This is a genomic window from Spongiivirga citrea, assembly GCF_010671565.1.
Taxonomy (GTDB): Bacteria; Bacteroidota; Bacteroidia; order Flavobacteriales; family Flavobacteriaceae; genus Spongiivirga; species Spongiivirga citrea.
The window spans coordinates 71,126-91,170 of sequence record NZ_JAABOQ010000005.1 but is presented as its reverse complement, the minus strand read 5'-3'; the positions used below and the strand labels follow the sequence as shown (position 1 = coordinate 91,170).

Genomic DNA, 20,045 nt, shown 5'->3' with positions numbered 1-20,045 from the left:
CTTCCTAAATATTCAATTACCTTTGCCAGCAGTAAAAACAGCGAATGGCAACATTAAATACCTCAGGTTTTTGGCCAACCGTATCGAGGATCATTCTTAGAAATCGCATTTTAATTCTTGTTTTGCTCGTAGCAGCTACGGCTACGCTTGGAACACAATGGAAACATATGCGCTTTACCTATACCGAGGCCAATTTGCTGCCTGATGATCATGAGGTAAACGTTACTTACAACAAGTTTCTAGATATCTTTGGTGAAGAAGGAAATTTGATCGTGCTCGCGGTAAAAGATCCCGCACTTTTTACAGTTAGAAATTTCAATGCTTGGAACAAACTTAGCAAACGATTTAATGCGTTTCCTGAAGTTGAAGCCGTCATTTCGGTTGGTGATCTAAAAAAACTAGTCGCAGACAGAAAGAATGAAACCTTCGTACTTGAAGATCTCATTAAAACCAAACTCGAATCGGCAGATCAGGTTTCAAAAATTAAAAAAGAGCTTTTTGAAAACCTCCCTTTTTATGAAAGTCTTCTATATAATAAAGAAAGTGGCACATTGCGCACTGCGGTTTATATTGATAAGAGTATTGTCAATACATCCGTTAGAAAAAACTTTGTATTTAATGAGTTAATACCGCTAATTGAAAGTTTTGAAGAAGAAACTGGACTTGACGTTCGCGTAAGTGGTATGCCCTATGTTCGTACGCTTAATGCCCAAAATATTGTTGATGAAATAGGTCTATTTGTATTAGGGGCTCTATTGGTCACCTCATTTATTTTCTTCTTTTTCTTTCGATCATTTCGAGCCACTTTTATTAGTATGGTGGTTGTGATTGTTGGTGTAATGTGGGCTTTTGGTATTCTTGGACTGTTAAAATATGAGATTACTGTTCTTACCGCACTGATACCACCTTTGATTATAGTAATCGGAATTCCCAATTGTATTTTCTTCATTAATAAGTACCAACAGGAGGTTAAGAAACATGGCAATCAGGCAAAATCATTACAACGTGTAATATCTAAAATTGGGAACGCCACGCTAATGACCAATTTAACGACGGCTTCAGGGTTTGCTACATTCATTTTAACCAAAAGTCAGTTATTAAAGGAATTTGGTATCGTTGCATCTATTAATATCGTTGCCATATTCATTTTATCCTTATTGATCATTCCCATCATTTACAGCTTTATGTCATTGCCTAAAACCAAACATTTAAAGCATTTAAACAAACGATGGATAGGCAGGTTTGTAGGGTGGATGGAACATGTAGTTCGCAATCATAGAATTGAAATTTATGTTGTTTCACTAGTACTACTTATTATGAGTATTATTGGTATTTATCAGATAAAAATTTCAGGTAGTCTTATAGAAGATATGCCTAAACGAGCCGACTTTTTCGACGACATCCGCTTTTTTGAAGAAGAATTTGATGGCATTATGCCATTAGAAGTAATGATCGATACTAAGCGGAAAAATGGAGTCATGAAGCTCTCCACGCTAAAGCGTATGGATGAGTTAGAAAACTTGATTGATGAAACTCCTGAGTTATCCAAAACTATTTCTGTAACCAATTTGGTCAAGTATTCTAAACAGGCATATTATAACGGAAAACCCAAGTACTACCAATTACCATCTTCACAAGAGAATAGTTTCATTTTATCTTATGCGAAAAAGTCATCGGACAGCGCCAACTTACTTAATAGTTTTGTAGATAGTACAGGCCAAGTAGCCCGCATTACGACTTTTATGCAAGACATAGGTACCGAAAAGATGGAAGATATCGAGGAATCTTTATGGTCCAAAATAAATAAGGTATTTCCTGAAGAACGCTATGAAGTAAGTTTAACGGGGAAAGCACTCCTATTTTTAAAAGGAACTAAATACTTGATTAATAATCTTGTCATCTCATTATCATTAGCGATAATTCTGATTGCCCTATTTATGGCCTATATGTTTCGTTCCTTTAGAATGATCATTATTTCATTAATTCCTAACTTACTGCCACTACTTATTACAGCAGGAATGATGGGGTTTTTAGGAGTGCCGATAAAGCCTTCAACTATATTAGTATTTAGTATTGCATTTGGTATTTCTGTTGATGATACCATACATTTTCTGGCAAAATACAGACAAGAACTACAAGCCAATCGCTGGAAGGTCACAAAATCGGTATATGCCGCTTTAAAAGAAACCGGTGTTAGTATGTTCTATACTTCTATAGTGTTGTTTTTTGGCTTTTCCGTATTTATGATCTCTAGTTTTGGCGGTACTGTAGCTTTAGGAGGTTTGGTTTCTGCTACTTTATTATTTGCTATGCTATCAAACTTATTGCTGCTGCCTTGCTTATTATTATCACTTGAAAAAAGTATTGCAAATAAGAAAATTCTTAAAAAGCCTGCTATTCAAATTCTACCAAAAGAAGATAAAGAAGTTAAGGTTGATCAAGATTTGACCTAATTAAGAAAAGGATTTTCTGAATTCTTAGTGGTATAAATTAAACGGGATTATATCTGTAGCCTTCTTGGATTATTTGTCAAATCCAATCTTGAGAGCAGTCAAAAACACCTCATTTCAACTTAACGAAATGTCATAAAATAACAAGCCCGCTGACAATGTCAGCGGGCTTGAGTAAGTTCCCCCAAACCTACCCTAAAAGTTGTTTTTATTAAATAAATAATAAAAACGATAACTATTGATTAATAGTTGCAACAAATATAGCATATCACTTTAGCGAGATAAAGGGGGTTTTTCCCCTAAATGAAATGTTAATTTACTGTAAAATCGCTGAAAACAAGCTATTTACAACATATTTTGTGGCCTTTTACCTACGTATTACTGATTTCTGTAACAAAATAAAACCCTAGTAAAAAATTAATGTCATTACTAAGCAAAAATTTATATTTGCAACCTTAAAAGACAACGAACGTTAAGATGAAAAACACAAAGGTTAAAGCGCTTTTGGCAAGCACAGACTTTTTGAAAGAGATTCAAGTAAGCGGATGGGTACGATCGTTTAGAAGCAATCGATTTATTGCTTTAAATGACGGCTCTACAATTCACAATATACAATGTGTTGTAGATTTCGAAAATACACCAGAAGCACTATTGAAAAGAATCACTACTGGAGCTTCAGTAAAAATTAATGGTACGTTAGTCGAAAGTCAGGGTAAAGGACAAACCGTAGAAGTTCAAGTTACAAAGGTGACTATTTTAGGTGATGCCGACCCGGAGGAAGTAAAACGAACTATTTTACAACCAAAACGTCACACCTTAGAGTTTTTACGTGAACAAGCGCATTTACGTGCCCGCACCAATACTTTTGGTGCAATTATGCGAGTGCGATCTGCTTTGTCATTCGCTATACATCAGTATTTTCAACAAAACGGGTTTTACTACGTAAACACTCCCATTATTACCGGTAGTGATGCAGAAGGTGCTGGCGAGATGTTTCGTGTGTCGACTTTAGATGAAAAAAACATTCCGCTTACCGAAGATGGTCAAGTAGATTATAAACAAGACTTTTTTGGCAAAGAAACCAACCTTACAGTATCTGGCCAATTAGAAGCGGAGACCTATGCTATGGGCATGGGGCAAGTATATACTTTTGGTCCTACTTTTAGAGCTGAAAATTCAAACACATCTCGTCACTTAGCTGAATTCTGGATGATAGAACCAGAGGTCGCCTTTTGTGAGTTAGATGGTAACATGGATTTAGCTGAAGATTTCATCAAATCTGTTCTTAAATATGTGATGGAAACTTGTCCTGACGATATTGAGTTTTTAGAAAACAGATTGATTCAGGAAGATAAGTCAAAGCCACAGGCTGAACGCAGTACTATGACGCTTCGTGAGAAGCTAAATTTTGTTATTGACAATAACTTTAAGCGCGTAAGTTATACTGAGGCAATTGAAATTCTTAGAAACAGCAAACCCAATAAAAAGAAAAAGTTTAAATACCTTATCGAAGAGTGGGGTGCTGACTTACAAAGTGAGCACGAGCGCTATTTAGTAGAAAAACACTTTGAGTGTCCAGTTATTTTATTTGATTATCCTGCAAATATCAAAGCATTTTATATGCGAATGAATGAAGATGGAAAGACCGTACGAGCCATGGATGTTTTATTTCCAGGTATTGGCGAGATTGCTGGAGGTTCACAACGTGAAGAACGCCTTGAGGTGCTTCAAGAACGTATTAAAGAAATGGGAATTGAAGAAGAAGAATTATGGTGGTATCTAGACTTGCGTAAGTTCGGCACAGTACCGCATTCTGGTTTCGGACTAGGACTTGAACGTTTGGTATTATTTGCAACTGGAATGGGTAACATACGTGATGCAATACCTTTTCCTAGAACACCATTAAATGCGGAGTTTTAAATAAAGTATCTAATAAAAAATATAAGCGCCAATTGAAAAGATCAATTGGCGCTTTTTATTTGCTATTGTTTTTCGGTTTATTTCAAATACAAACAATCTTTGTCATAGTCGATAACGGCCCTACCCTTTTTAAGAATGTCAGCACCAATAATGCCGTCAACCGGTTCCGCTTTGTGTTGCGTTAATGCAGTATTTACATGAGACATATTAAAGAGCACCAACACAACTTTTTTCTTTTTCCAACTACCAATCTCTAATATATTTTTATATGAAACTTTGGTCAGCATATCAGTCGCTCCTGCTCCAGCCGCTCGCACTTCCGAATCTTCAGCATCCAAATCAAAATTTTCAATAGCATCTAAACCTACACAAGAACTTGATGCCCCGGTATCAACAATAAAAAAACCTTTTCTTCCATTAATTTTAGCATTCATTGCATAATGATTGGTCTTTATTTTGGTAAGCTTAATTCGAGTATATCCTTTATCTAAAAGAAATTTTCTAAGACTTTTTCTCATAATTTCCTCACCTTCCTAGTTAGTCTTGAATTGAAATATTTGCGATTTTGATTTATTACCCTGGCTATCGTTCGTGGTTATTTGCCAATAATATGTAGTGCTCGCACTTGTATTCACTATCTGTTCAGCAGTAGTAACATTCCCGACAGCTTGTACAGGTGGCGAAACTGTATCAAAAACAACATCATAACTTGCAATATCATTATCAACATCGGCCGCTTGCCAACGTAGCGTAATGGAACCACTAGGCACGGTCGCTCCCATTTCTGGGCTTGGTGTCGAAGCAGGAAACGGTGGATGACTAACAATTCCCGGTCCCGCATTGTAAAAACGCCATGTTGGGCTCTCAGCCGGATCAGTATTTACTACTCCATTTGAAGTAACTGACCAACTATAAGGTGTCCCGCGATTAATTGTTATGTCAACCTCATTAGTTGTTGATTGTTCTGTTGATGTCGTATTTGTATCCAAATTCGTAAGTGTCACCACATAGTCATTAGTGGCATTACTCATAGTCCATCTAAAGGTAACTGTACTTTGTGTTGCGCTTAAAATAGTACCTTCATTACATTCAGAATTTTCCTCCGGAAAAATAAGCGTTGCAGCCGTTGGATTTGGTGGCGGTCCATCGTCTTTTTTGCAACTTATTGTTATCAATGCTAAAACTAAAGTAGCGGCCAACATTCTTTTCATAAACTTCATTATCGCTTTATAATTTTAAAACTTTCTTTTTGATTATTCGTTGCAACTTGAATAATATATGTGCCCGTTTTTAAATTGGAAATATCGAGTTGTCCAATGCCATTGCTGACATTTATTGATCTACTAAACAACAGAGCTCCATGTACGGTATGCACATTAACAACTGCTTGCTGATCATTCCCACTTCCTGCGGTAATAAATGCAGTACCATTCGTTACTGGGTTGGGATATAATTGAATAGCCTGACTATTAAATATAATACTTTCAACTACTTCACCTTGGCAATCTATATCGGTGCTGACCTTAAGTAAATTAATTCCCTTTTTTAGCGGTAGGGAAACCTCAGCTTCTTGTGTAGTTATAATCTCATTATTAAGGTTAATTCTATAGGTAGTTGCACCAGACAAATTTAATACAAGGGTACTACTCTCCTCTTCAATTCGACTAGAAACACTTAACGGATCAGGCTCGGTTATCACGATATCAAAACACTGTTCAAACGATGGTTCGACAGCCAACGTAAAACAAACGGTATAATTTCCGGCTGCAAGATCATCAAACGTCGTAGTGCCTGAAAAATCCCGCGTTAATGAAGCCGCTCCTGTTAAGGCAGCTTGAAATGTAAATGCCGTATTAGCAGATGTAATCATCAAACTACCATTATTACTATTTCTGCAGGTTTCTGAAGTGATTTGAAGTGTAAAGTTATTTGGTGGTAATGAAAAAATCGGACATCCCTCAGCATCCACCATGCTTCCTGCTGGAGTATTGGGGCAAATATCAGATGAATCAGGAACTCCATCATTATCTTCATCAGGAGTTAAAACTCCTTCGCCACATATTGTTAGTGCAACACTATTTAAAGAACCACCATCTATATCAAACCCGTCGTTTATTGTTAGTGTCCAAACACCGATTGAACTTTCACCATTAAATACCGAAAATGGCGTTGCTGGACTTACTAAACCAGCAATAGCTGGAGGAGTGCTACTACAATTAATTACACTACCAGCGTCATCAAAAGTGGCATTAATATCATCAAAATCTTCTCCACTGCCTGGATTACAGCTTCTATCAAAAACAGTCGATATAGTACCTTCGGGGCTTCTTAAAAGTATTGTAAGATCAGAAGGAAAAGTGTGTGATACATTTAAAGCAATATTTAGATCACTAATTACCAAATCATCAATGACATTTATTTGATATGTAACCGTCTGCTCACCATTAGGAAGAATTTCTAAATTTAAATTTTGAGTAAAATTATCCGAGCAGTTTATTTGAGCGGTAGTGAATGAGCGCACAGATGCGTATGGTCCCTGACCACAATCGTTAATTGCCCGTACCCGCCAAAAATATTGTGTATTGGGTGCCAATGCTGTCGGTATGTACTGACTGTTGGTTGTAGTTGCTTGCTCAGTTATTGCAGTAAAGGCAGCATCAGTCGCAAATTCTATTTCGTATTGCTGTGCATTAGTATCTTCATCCCATTCAAATTGTTGGTTGCTCAACACATTGGTTGCTGCATCAGCAGGATTAGATAAGTTGATTGTTCCGAAAGTACTATTGTTGACATCAAAATCGACCGTGATAGTTTTGTTTACTGAGGCTGAACTTGCTGAAACATCAATGTCATAATTCCCAACAGCTAGCGAAGCAGTTCCAGAAACTGTCATTTGCACAGTATCACCATCATTTACTGCTGTTGTAGGGTTAAACGTAACCGTGCTTCCTGTTGGCGGGTTGACCGCACTAAAAGTAGTTACCTCATTAAATCCTAGAAACGTATTATAGGTTAATGCATAGACAACATCATCAGGCTGGCATACTGTTTTACTAGTCTCATCTGGAGTTAACACGAACTCAGAATCAACTATTTCGAATACAGAGCCATTGATTGTAAAGAAGACATTATCAACTGCTTGAATCATAATTCGACCTTGATTTGTAGCATTATTACCAGGAACAATAAGATCAAAACTTCCGTTGTTAGATACGTTGGCCGCTAAAGTTGTATCAAAAGTTTGTCCTCCATCTTTTGACAATAAAATATTTACATTTTGAACATTAATAGGTGCAACGTCGGTATTGGCAACATCCCAAGTAATTGTTACAGTTTCGCCTGCATTCCATGTAAACGGGCTATTCTGAGAAGTAATTTGAAACGGTCCTGAATCACCATCTACCGTTATTCCCATTAAATCAGAATCTGTTTGCCCACCACCAATAACATTATCTCTTACCGTGAAAGCAAATTCCATAGTTCGCCCTACAGAGGGTAATACTTCAAAAGTAGGTGTTAAATTACCCGCCAGAATATCATTTAATGAAGGGAAATATCGTGATGGTGAAGCAGAAGGCCTTCTTGATCTAAAAAGTGGTCCCCCGGTATTAGTCGCTTCTGGTGTAACCTGATTTATTGCCTCCGGATCGTTTTGTTCCCATGTATAGGTCAGCACATCAGTTGCATCAGCATCGGTTGCTGTGCCAGTTAAAACAAATGGGGTTGAAATAGGAATCACATAGTCATTACCCGCATTAGCTTGAGGAGCATTATTCGTCAATGCAATTGTTTCAGCACATGATTCTCCAACACCGGTTTGTACAAAGGCCGAAATGTCCCTAATGTTTACATAATTAAAATAATCATCGCTATTGCCCTGTATGTTTGAAGCTGTGGTGGTACATATGCCAGCATATCCCATTATGGTCGTTCCACTTCCGGGCTCTACTTCCGCATTTCCACCCCCGGAACGGGCGCAATTTGCTGTTGCATTCTGCACGTGTAAACCTCCAAACTGATGTCCTATTTCATGGGCTACGAAGTCGATATCGAAAGCATCACCCGTCGGATTCGCGCGACCTGTATATGCACTTCCCTTAATTCCAGTTCTACAAACTGAACCAATATCTCCGGCATCACCTCCACCAGAAGTATTAAAACTATGGCCTATATCGTAACTACCATCACCTATAATATTATCAAGTGTGGTTTGTGTTTCGGTATTAAAATTTCCAGTGTATGGGTCGGCATTAACATCACCAAAAAAAATCACCTGATCATTGTTCGCAACAAGCTCCATCGTTATACCTAATTCAAGCTCGTAAATGCCATTTACACGGGTCATTGTATTATTCATCTGAGCCAAAATATCAGCGACTTCGGTGCCTGTATTCGCAAAGAAATTTCCATACTCCGCACTACAAGACAGCGCAAGCCTATATTTTCTTAAAGTACTATCGTTCGTATTTTTCTGTGTTGTACTATTAAAATTGGGGATTTTACCTCCAAAAGCGGAATCATCTAAAATACATTGCAACTCATCCTTAGTAGAAGTGATATCCTCTCTGGCATACACCACATATTGTTTTGCAGATACATCAGGTTCGATATAAACCGTCGATTTATTGGTAGATCGAATCATAAATTGCGCTCCTCGATGATCTACACTAAATCTTGCTTTTGCTGAAGGGTCATCGATACCCGTTGCGGCATATGATTTTATTGTTGGATATTTTTCTGCTAAAGCGGGATGCATAATAGAAGCCTCGTAAACATAAAAACGCTCCAAATTGCCATCAGCATTAGGCAGTATCATAATGGCTCCTCCCTGCTTAGCATTAATTCGTTTAGGAGCTTTTGCCAAGTTTTTTTTAAAAGCATCCATATTTAAAGTAAATACTTTTTGCTTTTTTAAGATAAGATTTGTCTTTTGTGTTATCGAAGATTTATCTTTGACTGTAGTCTTTGTCCAGTATGATTTTTGCGCAAAAACAACTGTAGTAAAAAGGAAGATGAAAATCGATATAATTTGGCGTAAAAATCTCAATGTCATAAGCATTTTTTGTGGTAGGACGCTAAACAAAGCTACATTTTTTAAAACGTAACAACTGCTATAAGCGTATTTTTTTGTGAAAAAATTCGATTCAATTCAATCATATAATTCAAACACTAGTTCGGTTGTTACTATAGGTACTTTTGACGGCGTACATATCGGACACCGAAAAATCATCGATAATCTTACAGAACAAGCTGCGGCTACTGGACTAAATTCAGTAATACTTACATTTTTCCCTCATCCTCGCATGGTGTTACAAAAAGATGTATCGATCAAGTTACTAAATACCATCAAAGAGCGTACCGATATTTTATCAGAGACAGGCCTCGACCACCTTATAGTTCATCCTTTTACCAAAGATTTTTCTCGTCTCACGGCGATTGAGTTTGTAAGGGATGTATTGGTAAATCAACTAAAAACAAAAAAAATCATTATTGGCTACGATCATCGTTTTGGTAGAAATCGAACTGCTGATATTAATGACCTGATCGAATTTGGGAAAACGTTTGATTTTGAAGTAGAACAAATAAGTGCCGAAGCTTTGAATGATGTTGCAATTAGTTCGACTAAAATTAGAAATGCATTGCATAACGATGGCGATGTTGCCAAGGCAAATAGTTATTTGGGCTATGAGTATACAATTGAAGGAACCGTTATTGTAGGAAAAGGCTTAGGAAGAACTATTCAATTTCCGACTGCCAACATTGCAGTTAAAGAATCATACAAACTGATTCCTAAAGATGGTGTTTACTTAGTGAGCGCAACATTAAATAGTGAAAAAGTGTACGGTATGACCAACATTGGTCAAAATCCTACGGTGAGTGATGAAGACACCAAAAAAATCGAAACCTATTTTTTTGATTTTGATGCTGACCTTTATGGAAAAGAAATTGAATTGCACTTTCTAAAGCGCTTGCGTAACGAGGTGAAATTTGAATCGGTAGCGGCGCTCAAAGAACAGTTAACGAAAGATAAATTACAATCATTAGATCTTATCAAGGCATATCACAATGCTTAACAAATGGCTTTTTAAACAAGTAGATAACTCGGCACTGATCGTTTTCAGGATCATGTTCGGTTTATTGATTTTTTTAGAGTCTGTCGGAGCCATTTTTACTGGCTGGATTCGTAGAACACTCGTCGAGCCAGATTTCACTTTTACGTTTATTGGTTTTGAATGGTTACAACCTTTACCTGGAGATGGCATGTATTTTTATTATGCCATTATGGGCGTTTTTGGACTAATGGTCATGCTTGGCTATAAATACCGATTGGCGATTATTAGCTTCACGATAATGTGGACAGCCACCTATTTAATGCAAAAAACCAGTTATAACAATCACTATTATTTATTGATTCTTATTTGTGCAATCATGGCAGTGCTTCCAGCAAACCGATATCACTCCATCGATGCGAAGCAGAACCCAGAAATTAAATCGATAAGCATGCCTAATTGGTGCCGTTGGATTGTCATTATACAACTATGGATCGTATACACATTTGCATCTGTTGCTAAGTTTTATCCTGACTGGTTAGATCATACAGTGGCACAACGATTAATGCTTAGTCGAGCTAATTATCCTATTGTAGGAGAGCTATTGCAGCACGAATGGGCACATATATGTATTACTTATATGGGCATTGGTTTTGATATGCTCATTATCCCACTACTTCTTATAAAACACACGAGAAAATGGGCTTTTTTTGCGTCTATTTTCTTTCATTTATTTAATTCTATCGTATTTCAAATAGGCATTTTCCCATACCTATCATTGGCGTTTGCACTCTTCTTTTTTGAACCAAAAACTGTTCGAAATATCTTTTTAAAGAAGAAGGAATTATATCTAGGTAATGAGATAATCATCAAAAATTATAAGAACATATTGGTCAGTTTAGGGCTTATTTACTTCATTATTCAAATTGCATTACCCCTGCGCCATCATTTTATAAAAGATGATGTTCTGTGGACCGAAGAGGGCCACCGAATGAGCTGGCGAATGATGCTTCGATCGAAATCAGGATATATCAACTTTAGAGTAGTTGAAGAAGAAACAAAAAAGGTACATAACGTTAATTTAAGTGACTATGTGTCCACAAAACAAATGCGCACTGTAACCACAAAGCCGGATGTTATCTGGCAGTTCGCGCAGCGTTTGAAAAAGGAATACGCAGAAAAAGGAATTAAAATTGCGGTGTATGCCGATGGAAAAGTGAGTGTAAACAATCGACAATCAAAGCGTTTAGTTGACAACAAAGTCAACCTTGCCAATGCCAAATGGAACTATTTTGGTCATCAAGAATGGTTATTACCTTCTGATTTATATCCAGGAAAATAAGTAAGCAGTTTGCAGTCGCAGTCTGCAGTTTATTGATTTAAATAATCAATACTCCTCCCTTTAGTAAAGGGAGGTGGTTCCGATTTATCGGAGACGGAGGGATTCTCACCTAAGATAAATTTTAGTTTAAAAAGAATATTAGCATTCATCTCGAACTTGACATAAAAAACAACCTTCAAAAAAATACAACAATAGGTTTAACGCCGCTTGCCTTTTCCTTAAATTTGCAGGATTTTTAGATTGAACACCATGTTGCAAGTCCCATTTATAAGAGAAAATAAGGAAGCTATAATTACTGCTTTAAAGAAGCGTAATATCGATGCACAAGCCGACTTAAATGCCATTATTTCTATTGATGTAAAAAGAAGATCTACGCAAGCTGCACTAGACTTTTTGCGTTCAGAAATGAATGTAGCTTCTAAGAAAATTGGAGAGCTATTTAAATCGGGAAATGCAGCGGAAGCAAATGAGCTAAAAAATGGTGTTTCTGCTCAAAAGGCAGAGGAAAAATCACTAGCTGATGATCTAAACAGCTTTAATGAGCAGTTACAAGAGCTACTTTATAAAATACCCAATATACCAAACGATTTGGTTCCTGCTGGTTCTACCGAAGATGACAATGAAGAAGTTTTTAGTGAAGGAGAGGTACCAACATTATTTGATGGCGCACTACCACATTGGGAGCTTGCAAAAAAGTATGATATTATTGACTTTGAACTAGGCACTAAAATTACGGGTGCTGGTTTTCCTGTTTACAAAGGCAAAGGTGCGCGGTTACAACGTGCATTGATCAATTATTTTTTAGATAAGAATACAGCAGCTGGATATATCGAACATCAGGTACCGCATTTGGTCAATGAAGCTTCAGGATTTGGAACTGGACAACTGCCGGATAAAGAAGGACAAATGTATCATGTAGGTATCGATGATTTATATTTGATTCCTACTGCTGAAGTTCCGGTAACCAACTTTTTTAGAGATAATTTAGTCAACGAAAGTGAATTACCAATTTTGTGCACGGCATACACACCGTGTTTCCGTCGTGAAGCAGGATCATACGGTGCCCATGTTCGCGGACTAAATAGACTACACCAATTCGACAAAGTTGAAATCGTTCGTGTCGAGCATCCAAAAAACAGTTACGCTGCTTTAGATGGTATGGTTGACCACGTAAAAGAGATTTTACAAGAATTGAAATTGCCATATCGAATACTAAGACTTTGTGGTGGTGATCTAGGTTTTACCTCAGCATTGACTTACGATTTTGAAGTATTTTCAACCGCACAGGATCGCTGGTTAGAAATAAGCTCAGTATCAAACTTTGAAACCTTTCAGGCAAATCGTTTGAAACTGCGTTTTAAGGATAAAGAAGGCAAAAAACAACTAGCACATACATTAAACGGAAGCTCATTGGCATTACCAAGGGTTTTAGCTGGAATATTAGAAAATTATCAAACTCCAGAAGGAATCAAGATTCCTGAAGTACTAGTTCCGTATACTGGGTTTGACATGATAGATTAGTAAAACATCCTCACCCAACTTCTCCTTCAAAGGAGAGAAGTAAAGTCCCTTTTTGAAGAGGGAATTAGGGAGATGTCTTTATTATTTAAAGATTAATACGACAATCTAAGTGAGTATAACTCAAGTAGCGCAATCATTCTCAAAGTCTTTGCAACTGCAAAAACTAGGGAGTGCTATTGCCGTTTCCCAATCGACCACCTACGTAAAAGGACTCGTAGGCTCTTCTTTTTCATTTGCAATTTCTAATCTTTTTAAAGAAGCTGACGCACCCTTTTTGTTGGTTTTTAATGATAAAGAAGAAGCAGCATATCATCTAAATGATATTGAGCAGCTAGTCGGAGACAAAGACGTATTGTTTTATCCTGGCAGTTACCGTAGGCCATATCAGATTGAAGAGACTGATAATGCCAATATTCTTCTTCGTGCCGAGGTTTTAAACCGGATTAGCTCTAGGAGAAAACCAGCGATAATTATTACTTATCCCGATGCCTTATTTGAAAAGGTAGTGACTAAAAAGGAGTTGGAGAAAAATACCTTGAAGATCAATATTGGAAATGAGCTTTCTATTGATTTTGTCAACGAAGTGCTGTTTGAATATAAATTCAACCGAGTGGATTTTGTGACCGAACCCGGAGAGTTTTCGGTTAGAGGTGGAATTGTTGATGTTTTCTCATTCTCTCATGATGAGCCCTACCGAATTGAATTTTTCGGTGATGAAGTGGATAGCATCAGAACCTTCGATGTCGAAACACAGCTAAGTACTGATCAGGTTAAAAAGATTTCTATTATTCCCAATGTAGAGAATAAGTTTCTACAAGAAAACCGTGAGAGTTTTTTACGATATATATCAACCAAAACCAGAGTCTTTGTAAAAAACAAAGAGCTACTTCTAAGTAGAATTGACAAAAACTTTGAAAAGGCTGAAGAAGCATTTAAGACCATTTCAAAAGAAATAAAACATAGCAAACCCGAAGAATCTTTTTGTACGGGGAATTTAATAAATGAGCATTTAGATGATTTTACACTGGTGGAATTTGATAAAGCAAATCCTCAAGGAATTGGATCAGAAAATCAGGTGCTTTTCAATACAAAACCACAACCCTCTTTTAATAAACAATTCGATTTATTAATCGAAGATTTAAACAAGAATCATCAGGACGGATTTGCCAATTATATTTTCTGTTCAAGCGAACAACAGGCGCAACGCTTTCATGATATTTTTGATGATGTAGAACAAGATGTACATTACAAAACAATCGTTTTTTCATTGTACGCAGGTTTCATTGATCAGGATCAAAAAATTGTTTGTTATACCGATCATCAAATCTTTGAACGTTATCATAAATTCCATTTAAAAAATGGCTATGCCAAGAAACAAGCGATCACTTTAAAGGAATTAACCAATCTACAAATCGGTGATTATGTCACTCACATCGATCATGGAATTGGCAAGTTTGGCGGGCTTCAAAAAATAGATGTAGAAGGCAAAAAACAAGAAGCCATCAAACTCATTTATGGCGAACGTGATGTCTTGTATTTAAGCATCCATTCGTTACATAAAATCACCAAGTACAATGGTAAAGATGGCAAGCCGCCGAAGATCTATAAACTAGGTAGTAAGGCCTGGAAGACGCTTAAGCAAAAAACCAAAGCCCGTGTTAAGCACATTGCTTTTAATTTAATCAAATTATACGCCAAAAGAAGGCTTCAAAAAGGCTTTCAATACGATCCGGACAGCTATTTACAGCATGAGTTGGAGGCATCTTTTATCTACGAAGATACACCAGATCAAATCACTGCAACCGCCGATATTAAAGGAGATATGGAAAGTGAACGCCCAATGGACAGACTTGTCTGTGGAGACGTTGGTTTCGGAAAAACCGAGGTTGCCATACGTGCAGCCTTCAAGGCGGTCGATAATGGGAAGCAAGTAGCCGTTTTAGTGCCTACAACCATCCTCGCTTTCCAACATTTTAAGACATTTAGTAGCCGATTAAAAGAGATGCCAGTAACGGTAGATTATCTAAATCGTTTTAGAACAGCGAAAGAAAGACGTTTGGTTTTGGAAGGTCTAGAATCAGGGAAAATAGACATTGTTATTGGTACGCACCAACTCGTAAATAAGGCAATTAAATTTAAAGATTTAGGTCTACTTGTGGTTGACGAAGAACAGAAATTTGGCGTTGCTGTAAAAGACAAACTAAAGACCTTAAAAGAGAATGTTGATGTATTGACATTAACCGCTACTCCCATCCCAAGAACTTTACAATTTAGTTTGATGGCGGCGAGAGATCTTTCGGTAATTACCACTCCTCCACCCAACCGATATCCGATCGAAAGTAAGGTTATTCGATTTAGTGAAGAGACGATTCGTGATGCGGTGAGTTATGAAATTCAACGTGGTGGTCAGGTATTTTTTATTCATAACCGCATTGAAAATATCAAAGAAGTAGCTGGTATGATTCAACGCTTAGTTCCCGATGCAAAAGTGGGGGTTGGTCACGGTCAAATGGAAGGGAAAAAGCTGGAGCAATTAATGCTGGCTTTTATGAATGGTGAGTTCGATGTATTGGTATCCACCACCATTGTCGAAAGTGGACTCGATGTACCAAATGCCAATACCATTTTCATTAATAATGCGAATAATTTCGGCTTATCGGATTTACACCAAATGCGAGGTCGCGTTGGCCGAAGTAATAAAAAGGCATTCTGTTATTTTATCACTCCCCCATATAGTGCGATGACCGATGATGCTAGAAAACGAATTTCTGCTTTACAAATGCATACGGAGCTAGGTTCGGGTTTCAATATCGCGATGAAAGACCTCGAGATTCGTGGTGCTGGAGACATTTTAGGTGGTGAACAAAGTGGGTTTATTAATGAAATCGGATTTGAGACCTATCAAAAGATCCTGAATGAAGCCATCGAAGAACTTAAAGAAAATGAGTTTGCAGAGTTATATAAAGACGACGGAAAACCGAAAGTTTTCTTGAAAGACACGACGATTGATTCCGATTTTGAATTGCTCTTCCCTGATGATTATATCAATAATATCACAGAACGTCTAAAACTATACAACGAATTAGGCGCTGTAAAAGATGAAGCTGGTTTAATTGAATTTGAAAAAGAATTAATCGATCGATTTGGGGAATTACCACAACCCGCGGTTGATTTATTAAATAGCGTTCGTGTAAAATGGATTGCAACCAATGTTGGACTCGAAAAAATCATTATGAAACAGGACAAGTTGATCGGTTATTTCATCAACGACCAACAGTCCGCTTTCTATCAAAGTCCGATTTTTAGCAAGGTGTTGCAAACCGTTCAACAGAATCCTGACCTTTGTAAAATGAAAGAAAAGCAAACTAGAAATGGGCTTCGTTTGCTATTGACTTTTGAAAATATAAATTCAATAGAAAAGGCATTGAAGGCAATTTCTGTATTTGATGTTACGCTGAGACCAGAACCTAATCTTAATTAAACTGTAAGCTAACACGAATCGCTGCAAAAAGTATCTATATACAGTCAATCGCAATATATATACAAGTACCAAAAAAGGCTTACATATACTGCTTATTTGTGATTGTAAAGTAGTATTAAAATCGATAGGTTTGTATATATAATCATTGGCAGCAATATGAGAAAAATACTGGCTTTTAATATTTTATTTAGTTATTCCTTCTGTTTTGGTCAAATTCAATCTGTAGTTTTTGACAGCATTACAAAAGAAAAAATTCCTTACGTAAATATTTGGAGTGAGAATGAAAACATAGGGACTACAAGCAATAAAAATGGTGAGTTTCTAATTGATAGTCTAAACAGTGGATTCTTAATTCTATCTAGGCTAGGTTATAAAGAATTGAGAATTAACTTGATTGAATTGCCTACTAGTATTTTTTTAAGTCCTAAAGCTGTTGGATTAAAAGAATTACCCATTCTAGAAAAAAAAGAAACTGAACAAAGAATAATAGGAAATTTTGAGAACACTAATATTGAAACTTTTTATGCATCGACTGGCACTCCTGAGATAAAAGCACGTTTATTTGATTACGATTCTAGATTTGTAAACACCCCATATCTAAAAAAAATAATACTTCCAATTTACAGTCATTTACCAAATAGCGAATTTAATATTCGTTTATACTCAGTTGGTCAAAACGGAGAGCCTTGCGACCCGATATATGAAAAAAATGTTATTGGAGTAGCCAAAAAAGGAATTAACAATATGGAAATTGATTTAACTGACCTAAGTTTAACTTTTCCAAAAAGCGGTCTTTTTGTAGGCTTTGAATGGTTAATAGTTGATGAAAACCAATATAAGCTTTCATATCCCACCAATAGCTCAAAAACAAAAGCTAAATCTATAATCATTTACGAACCAAAAGTAGGGATATTATCAACTTCGGAAAATTCACATGCTTGGAATTACAAAAAAGGAAAATGGCGAAAAGAAGAAAAAATCTATGATAATAAAGGAGTACCATACTATGATGATTATGGAGTTTTGGCAATTGAACTAACACTTACTAATTGAACCATACTGTGAACAATAAAATGTATATAAAACATTGCCGATCGAATCAATAAAAATAGAACATTTTTATAGCTCGAAAACTCCATTTTTTAATTAAAATTTAGAATAAAATCAAGGATAACCTTTCATGTACTAGCCGATTGGGGTATAATTGCCTCCGTAAGTACTACTTCGCTGAAAGTCTCTAGTTTTTTCCAAAGAAACCGAATATACCCACTAAGGAAACTCAACCCATAGAAAAAGGGTGATAATCCCATAACATATAGGTGTAATTATGGTATTGTTGTTCATTATCTTTATACCACCAACCAAACTAGTTAACTCATGCAAAAGGGCTACATCGATTTGCATTGTCATCCTGCGCTAAAACCTTTCGGTAAAAGTTTTAGGAGAGACATTCCCGGTCAGAATACGACCGATATTTCTAAAACTCATTCTGTCTGGCACCAAACAGTAATGTCGCGCTTAAAAAGAATGACCAACCGTATTTTCACGCTGACAAAATTTACTCAAACTGATTTAACATCAGTTTACGAATCGGGTTCTCGAGCAATTATTGTCTCCCTATATCCCTTAGAAAAACCATTTGTAGCCAACAAAATAGGACGTGGACTTTTCTCCAGGCTATTAACCAATTTAGCAATGGGTGTCTCTCAAAAACGCATTAAACATGTACAGCGCCTAACCGATTATTTTCCTGATTTACAAGATGAATATGAATATTACAAGCAACTAGACAATCAATGGGTTACTTATAAAGGGGCTCAGTTAAAATATCAATTAATAACAAGCTTTGATCAAATTCAGCAAAGCCAAGCTAATACCCTCAATATTCTGTTTTCTGTAGAAGGTGGGCATGCTCTAGGCACTGGAATAAAAACGAGTAATGGCAACAACAAACGTGAAAAAATATTAAAACGTGTTGATTGGTTAAAGACCCTGACTCATAAGCAACTATTTATCACGCTAGCACATCATTTTTACAATGAATTATGTGGTCATGCTCAAAGCTTAGGCGGTATGCCAAAAATCATGACTGACCAATCTGAAGGTCTTAACAGCGGCTTCACAGCACTGGGTGAAGAGGTGATGCGTAAACTCCTAGATAAAACAAACGGGCATCGCATTCTTATTGACATTAAACATATGAGTATTGCTTCAAGACAACGATTTTATACCGTACTATCGGCTATCAATTCGATTAACAATGAGAATATACCAATTGTAGTGAGTCATGGTGCTGCAAATGGACTACTTTCTTTCGATGATTCTACCATTAATTTTCCCGAACGGGCGAAATACTTTATGCAAACTGATATTAATTTTTACGATGAAGAATTAATTATGATTGCCAATAGTAATGGGATATTTGGCATTCAATTGGACGAGCGTCGTGTAACTAACAAAAAAGGTTTGAAAAAATCTAAAAGCTTCTGGAGCAAACCAAAAAGAAAACAACGAAAGGCGTATTTAGTCTGGAGACAGATTGAGCATATTGCTGAAGTTCTGGATAACGCCAATTTACATTGCTGGGGCATTCAAGCAATTGGTTCCGACTTCGATGGTATTGTCGACCCTATTAATGAATATTGGACTGCGAATGATATTAATGAGTTGAAGAACCAATTAATTCCGCACGCACAATTATATCTGCAGGGAAAAACATTCAACAAAGCTGAAAACGCATTAGAAGCATCTGTGATTATTGATAAGGTTTTTACGCAAAATGCAATGAATTTTTTAGAGAAGAATTTTTAGCGATCGTTAACCACATATGTCTTAGAAAACTGATCGTGAAACGCGACATTTTCATCACTTATAAATGTAAGTAATAAGCTAATAAATCGAAGCAGCGTTCGCTTAATCAACTTCGGGCCACTAGGTTGATTGCCATTAATATCAACTACTCTCGACTTTGTAATCATTTTACCAATTGTTTTTCCGTTGTTCATTTCTGGAACAAAGTAATAAACAAAACGCACCAACATAAAAGCGATAAAGGGAAGCCATTCATTATAATCAATTAATTCGATTGCTTTGGCTGCTGAAAACCCTAAAGTAAATGAGATAAAGAAATCGATAATGAAGTTATTAATGCGGGTATTTTCACCTGCAAGGTCTAGGTTGTTTGGATAGGGTTTTTGAAAAAGCACCAGCTATATTTTTAATGTTAAAACAATACACTACATATAGTATATAAACAAGAAACCTTCCTATGTCCTAGGAAG

At 36.6% G+C, this 20,045-nt stretch carries 12 protein-coding genes; 8 read left to right on the top strand and 4 right to left on the bottom strand.

Features of this window, described 5'->3' with window-relative positions:
- The first annotated feature begins 44 nt into the window (after nucleotides 1-44).
- Nucleotides 45-2,453: an efflux RND transporter permease subunit gene (locus tag GWK10_RS12350; RefSeq protein WP_164032695.1), complete on the top strand. Its 2,409-nt coding sequence runs from the start codon at nucleotides 45-47 to the stop codon at nucleotides 2,451-2,453.
- A gap of 474 nt (nucleotides 2,454-2,927) precedes the next feature.
- Nucleotides 2,928-4,370, top strand: coding sequence for an asparagine--tRNA ligase (asnS, locus tag GWK10_RS12345; RefSeq protein WP_164032694.1), 1,443 nt, complete (start codon nucleotides 2,928-2,930; stop codon nucleotides 4,368-4,370).
- Nucleotides 4,371-4,447: 77 nt separating this feature from the next.
- Here asnS and GWK10_RS12340 read toward each other — a convergent pair whose 3' ends face one another.
- Genes GWK10_RS12340 through GWK10_RS12330 form a run of 3 tightly spaced genes read right to left on the bottom strand, consistent with a single transcriptional unit; the run spans nucleotide 4,448 to nucleotide 9,255 of the window.
- Complete coding sequence (locus GWK10_RS12340) at nucleotides 4,448-4,888, bottom strand: retropepsin-like aspartic protease family protein (protein WP_164032693.1); 441 nt, start codon at nucleotides 4,886-4,888, stop codon at nucleotides 4,448-4,450.
- A 15-nt stretch (nucleotides 4,889-4,903) separates the two neighbouring features.
- Complete coding sequence (locus tag GWK10_RS12335) at nucleotides 4,904-5,590, bottom strand: hypothetical protein (protein WP_164032692.1); 687 nt, start codon at nucleotides 5,588-5,590, stop codon at nucleotides 4,904-4,906.
- Nucleotides 5,590-9,255, bottom strand: coding sequence for a reprolysin-like metallopeptidase (locus tag GWK10_RS12330; protein WP_164032691.1), 3,666 nt, complete (start codon nucleotides 9,253-9,255; stop codon nucleotides 5,590-5,592). The genes GWK10_RS12335 and GWK10_RS12330 overlap by 1 nt, the downstream gene beginning before the upstream one ends.
- Before the next feature lie 244 nt (nucleotides 9,256-9,499).
- Between GWK10_RS12330 and GWK10_RS12325 the strand changes: the two genes are divergently transcribed.
- The 6 genes from GWK10_RS12325 (at nucleotide 9,500) to GWK10_RS12300 (ending at nucleotide 19,575) form a co-directional block, all read left to right on the top strand.
- Nucleotides 9,500-10,444, top strand: a complete 945-nt coding sequence (locus GWK10_RS12325; protein ID WP_164032690.1) for a bifunctional riboflavin kinase/FAD synthetase — start codon at nucleotides 9,500-9,502, stop codon at nucleotides 10,442-10,444.
- Entirely contained in the window at nucleotides 10,437-11,762 is a 1,326-nt protein-coding gene (locus tag GWK10_RS12320) for an HTTM domain-containing protein (RefSeq protein WP_164032689.1), read from the top strand. The genes GWK10_RS12325 and GWK10_RS12320 overlap by 8 nt, the downstream gene beginning before the upstream one ends.
- A 249-nt stretch (nucleotides 11,763-12,011) precedes the next feature.
- On the top strand, nucleotides 12,012-13,283 hold the full coding sequence (gene serS / locus GWK10_RS12315) for a serine--tRNA ligase (protein WP_164032688.1): 1,272 nt from the start codon (nucleotides 12,012-12,014) through the stop codon (nucleotides 13,281-13,283).
- 109 nt (nucleotides 13,284-13,392) lie between these two features.
- Entirely contained in the window at nucleotides 13,393-16,764 is a 3,372-nt protein-coding gene (mfd, locus tag GWK10_RS12310) for a transcription-repair coupling factor (RefSeq protein ID WP_164032687.1), read from the top strand.
- Between the two features lie 156 nt (nucleotides 16,765-16,920).
- Nucleotides 16,921-17,817 (top strand): carboxypeptidase-like regulatory domain-containing protein, encoded by an 897-nt coding sequence (locus tag GWK10_RS12305; protein ID WP_164032686.1) that lies wholly within the window; start codon nucleotides 16,921-16,923, stop codon nucleotides 17,815-17,817.
- Nucleotides 17,818-18,141: 324 nt separating this feature from the next.
- The gene (locus GWK10_RS12300; protein ID WP_164032685.1) at nucleotides 18,142-19,575 is read left to right on the top strand and encodes a membrane dipeptidase; all 1,434 of its coding nucleotides are present in this window, start codon (nucleotides 18,142-18,144) and stop codon (nucleotides 19,573-19,575) included.
- On the opposite strand, the gene GWK10_RS12295 is transcribed toward GWK10_RS12300, so the two are convergent.
- Complete coding sequence (locus GWK10_RS12295; protein ID WP_164032684.1) at nucleotides 19,572-19,970, bottom strand: RDD family protein; 399 nt, start codon at nucleotides 19,968-19,970, stop codon at nucleotides 19,572-19,574. The two genes, GWK10_RS12300 and GWK10_RS12295, sit on opposite strands and share 4 nt — an antisense overlap.
- Nucleotides 19,971-20,045 lie beyond the last annotated feature (75 nt).

Coding starts and splice junctions, on each gene's coding strand:
- GWK10_RS12340 (WP_164032693.1), bottom strand. CDS start 4,888: ATGAGAAAAAGTCTTAGAAAATTTCTTTTAGATAAAGGATATACTCGA.
- asnS (WP_164032694.1), top strand. CDS start 2,928: ATGAAAAACACAAAGGTTAAAGCGCTTTTGGCAAGCACAGACTTTTTG.
- serS (WP_164032688.1), top strand. CDS start 12,012: ATGTTGCAAGTCCCATTTATAAGAGAAAATAAGGAAGCTATAATTACT.
- GWK10_RS12320 (WP_164032689.1), top strand. CDS start 10,437: ATGCTTAACAAATGGCTTTTTAAACAAGTAGATAACTCGGCACTGATC.
- GWK10_RS12335 (WP_164032692.1), bottom strand. CDS start 5,590: ATGAAGTTTATGAAAAGAATGTTGGCCGCTACTTTAGTTTTAGCATTG.
- GWK10_RS12350 (WP_164032695.1), top strand. CDS start 45: ATGGCAACATTAAATACCTCAGGTTTTTGGCCAACCGTATCGAGGATC.
- GWK10_RS12305 (WP_164032686.1), top strand. CDS start 16,921: ATGAGAAAAATACTGGCTTTTAATATTTTATTTAGTTATTCCTTCTGT.
- GWK10_RS12330 (WP_164032691.1), bottom strand. CDS start 9,255: ATGGATGCTTTTAAAAAAAACTTGGCAAAAGCTCCTAAACGAATTAAT.
- GWK10_RS12300 (WP_164032685.1), top strand. CDS start 18,142: ATGCAAAAGGGCTACATCGATTTGCATTGTCATCCTGCGCTAAAACCT.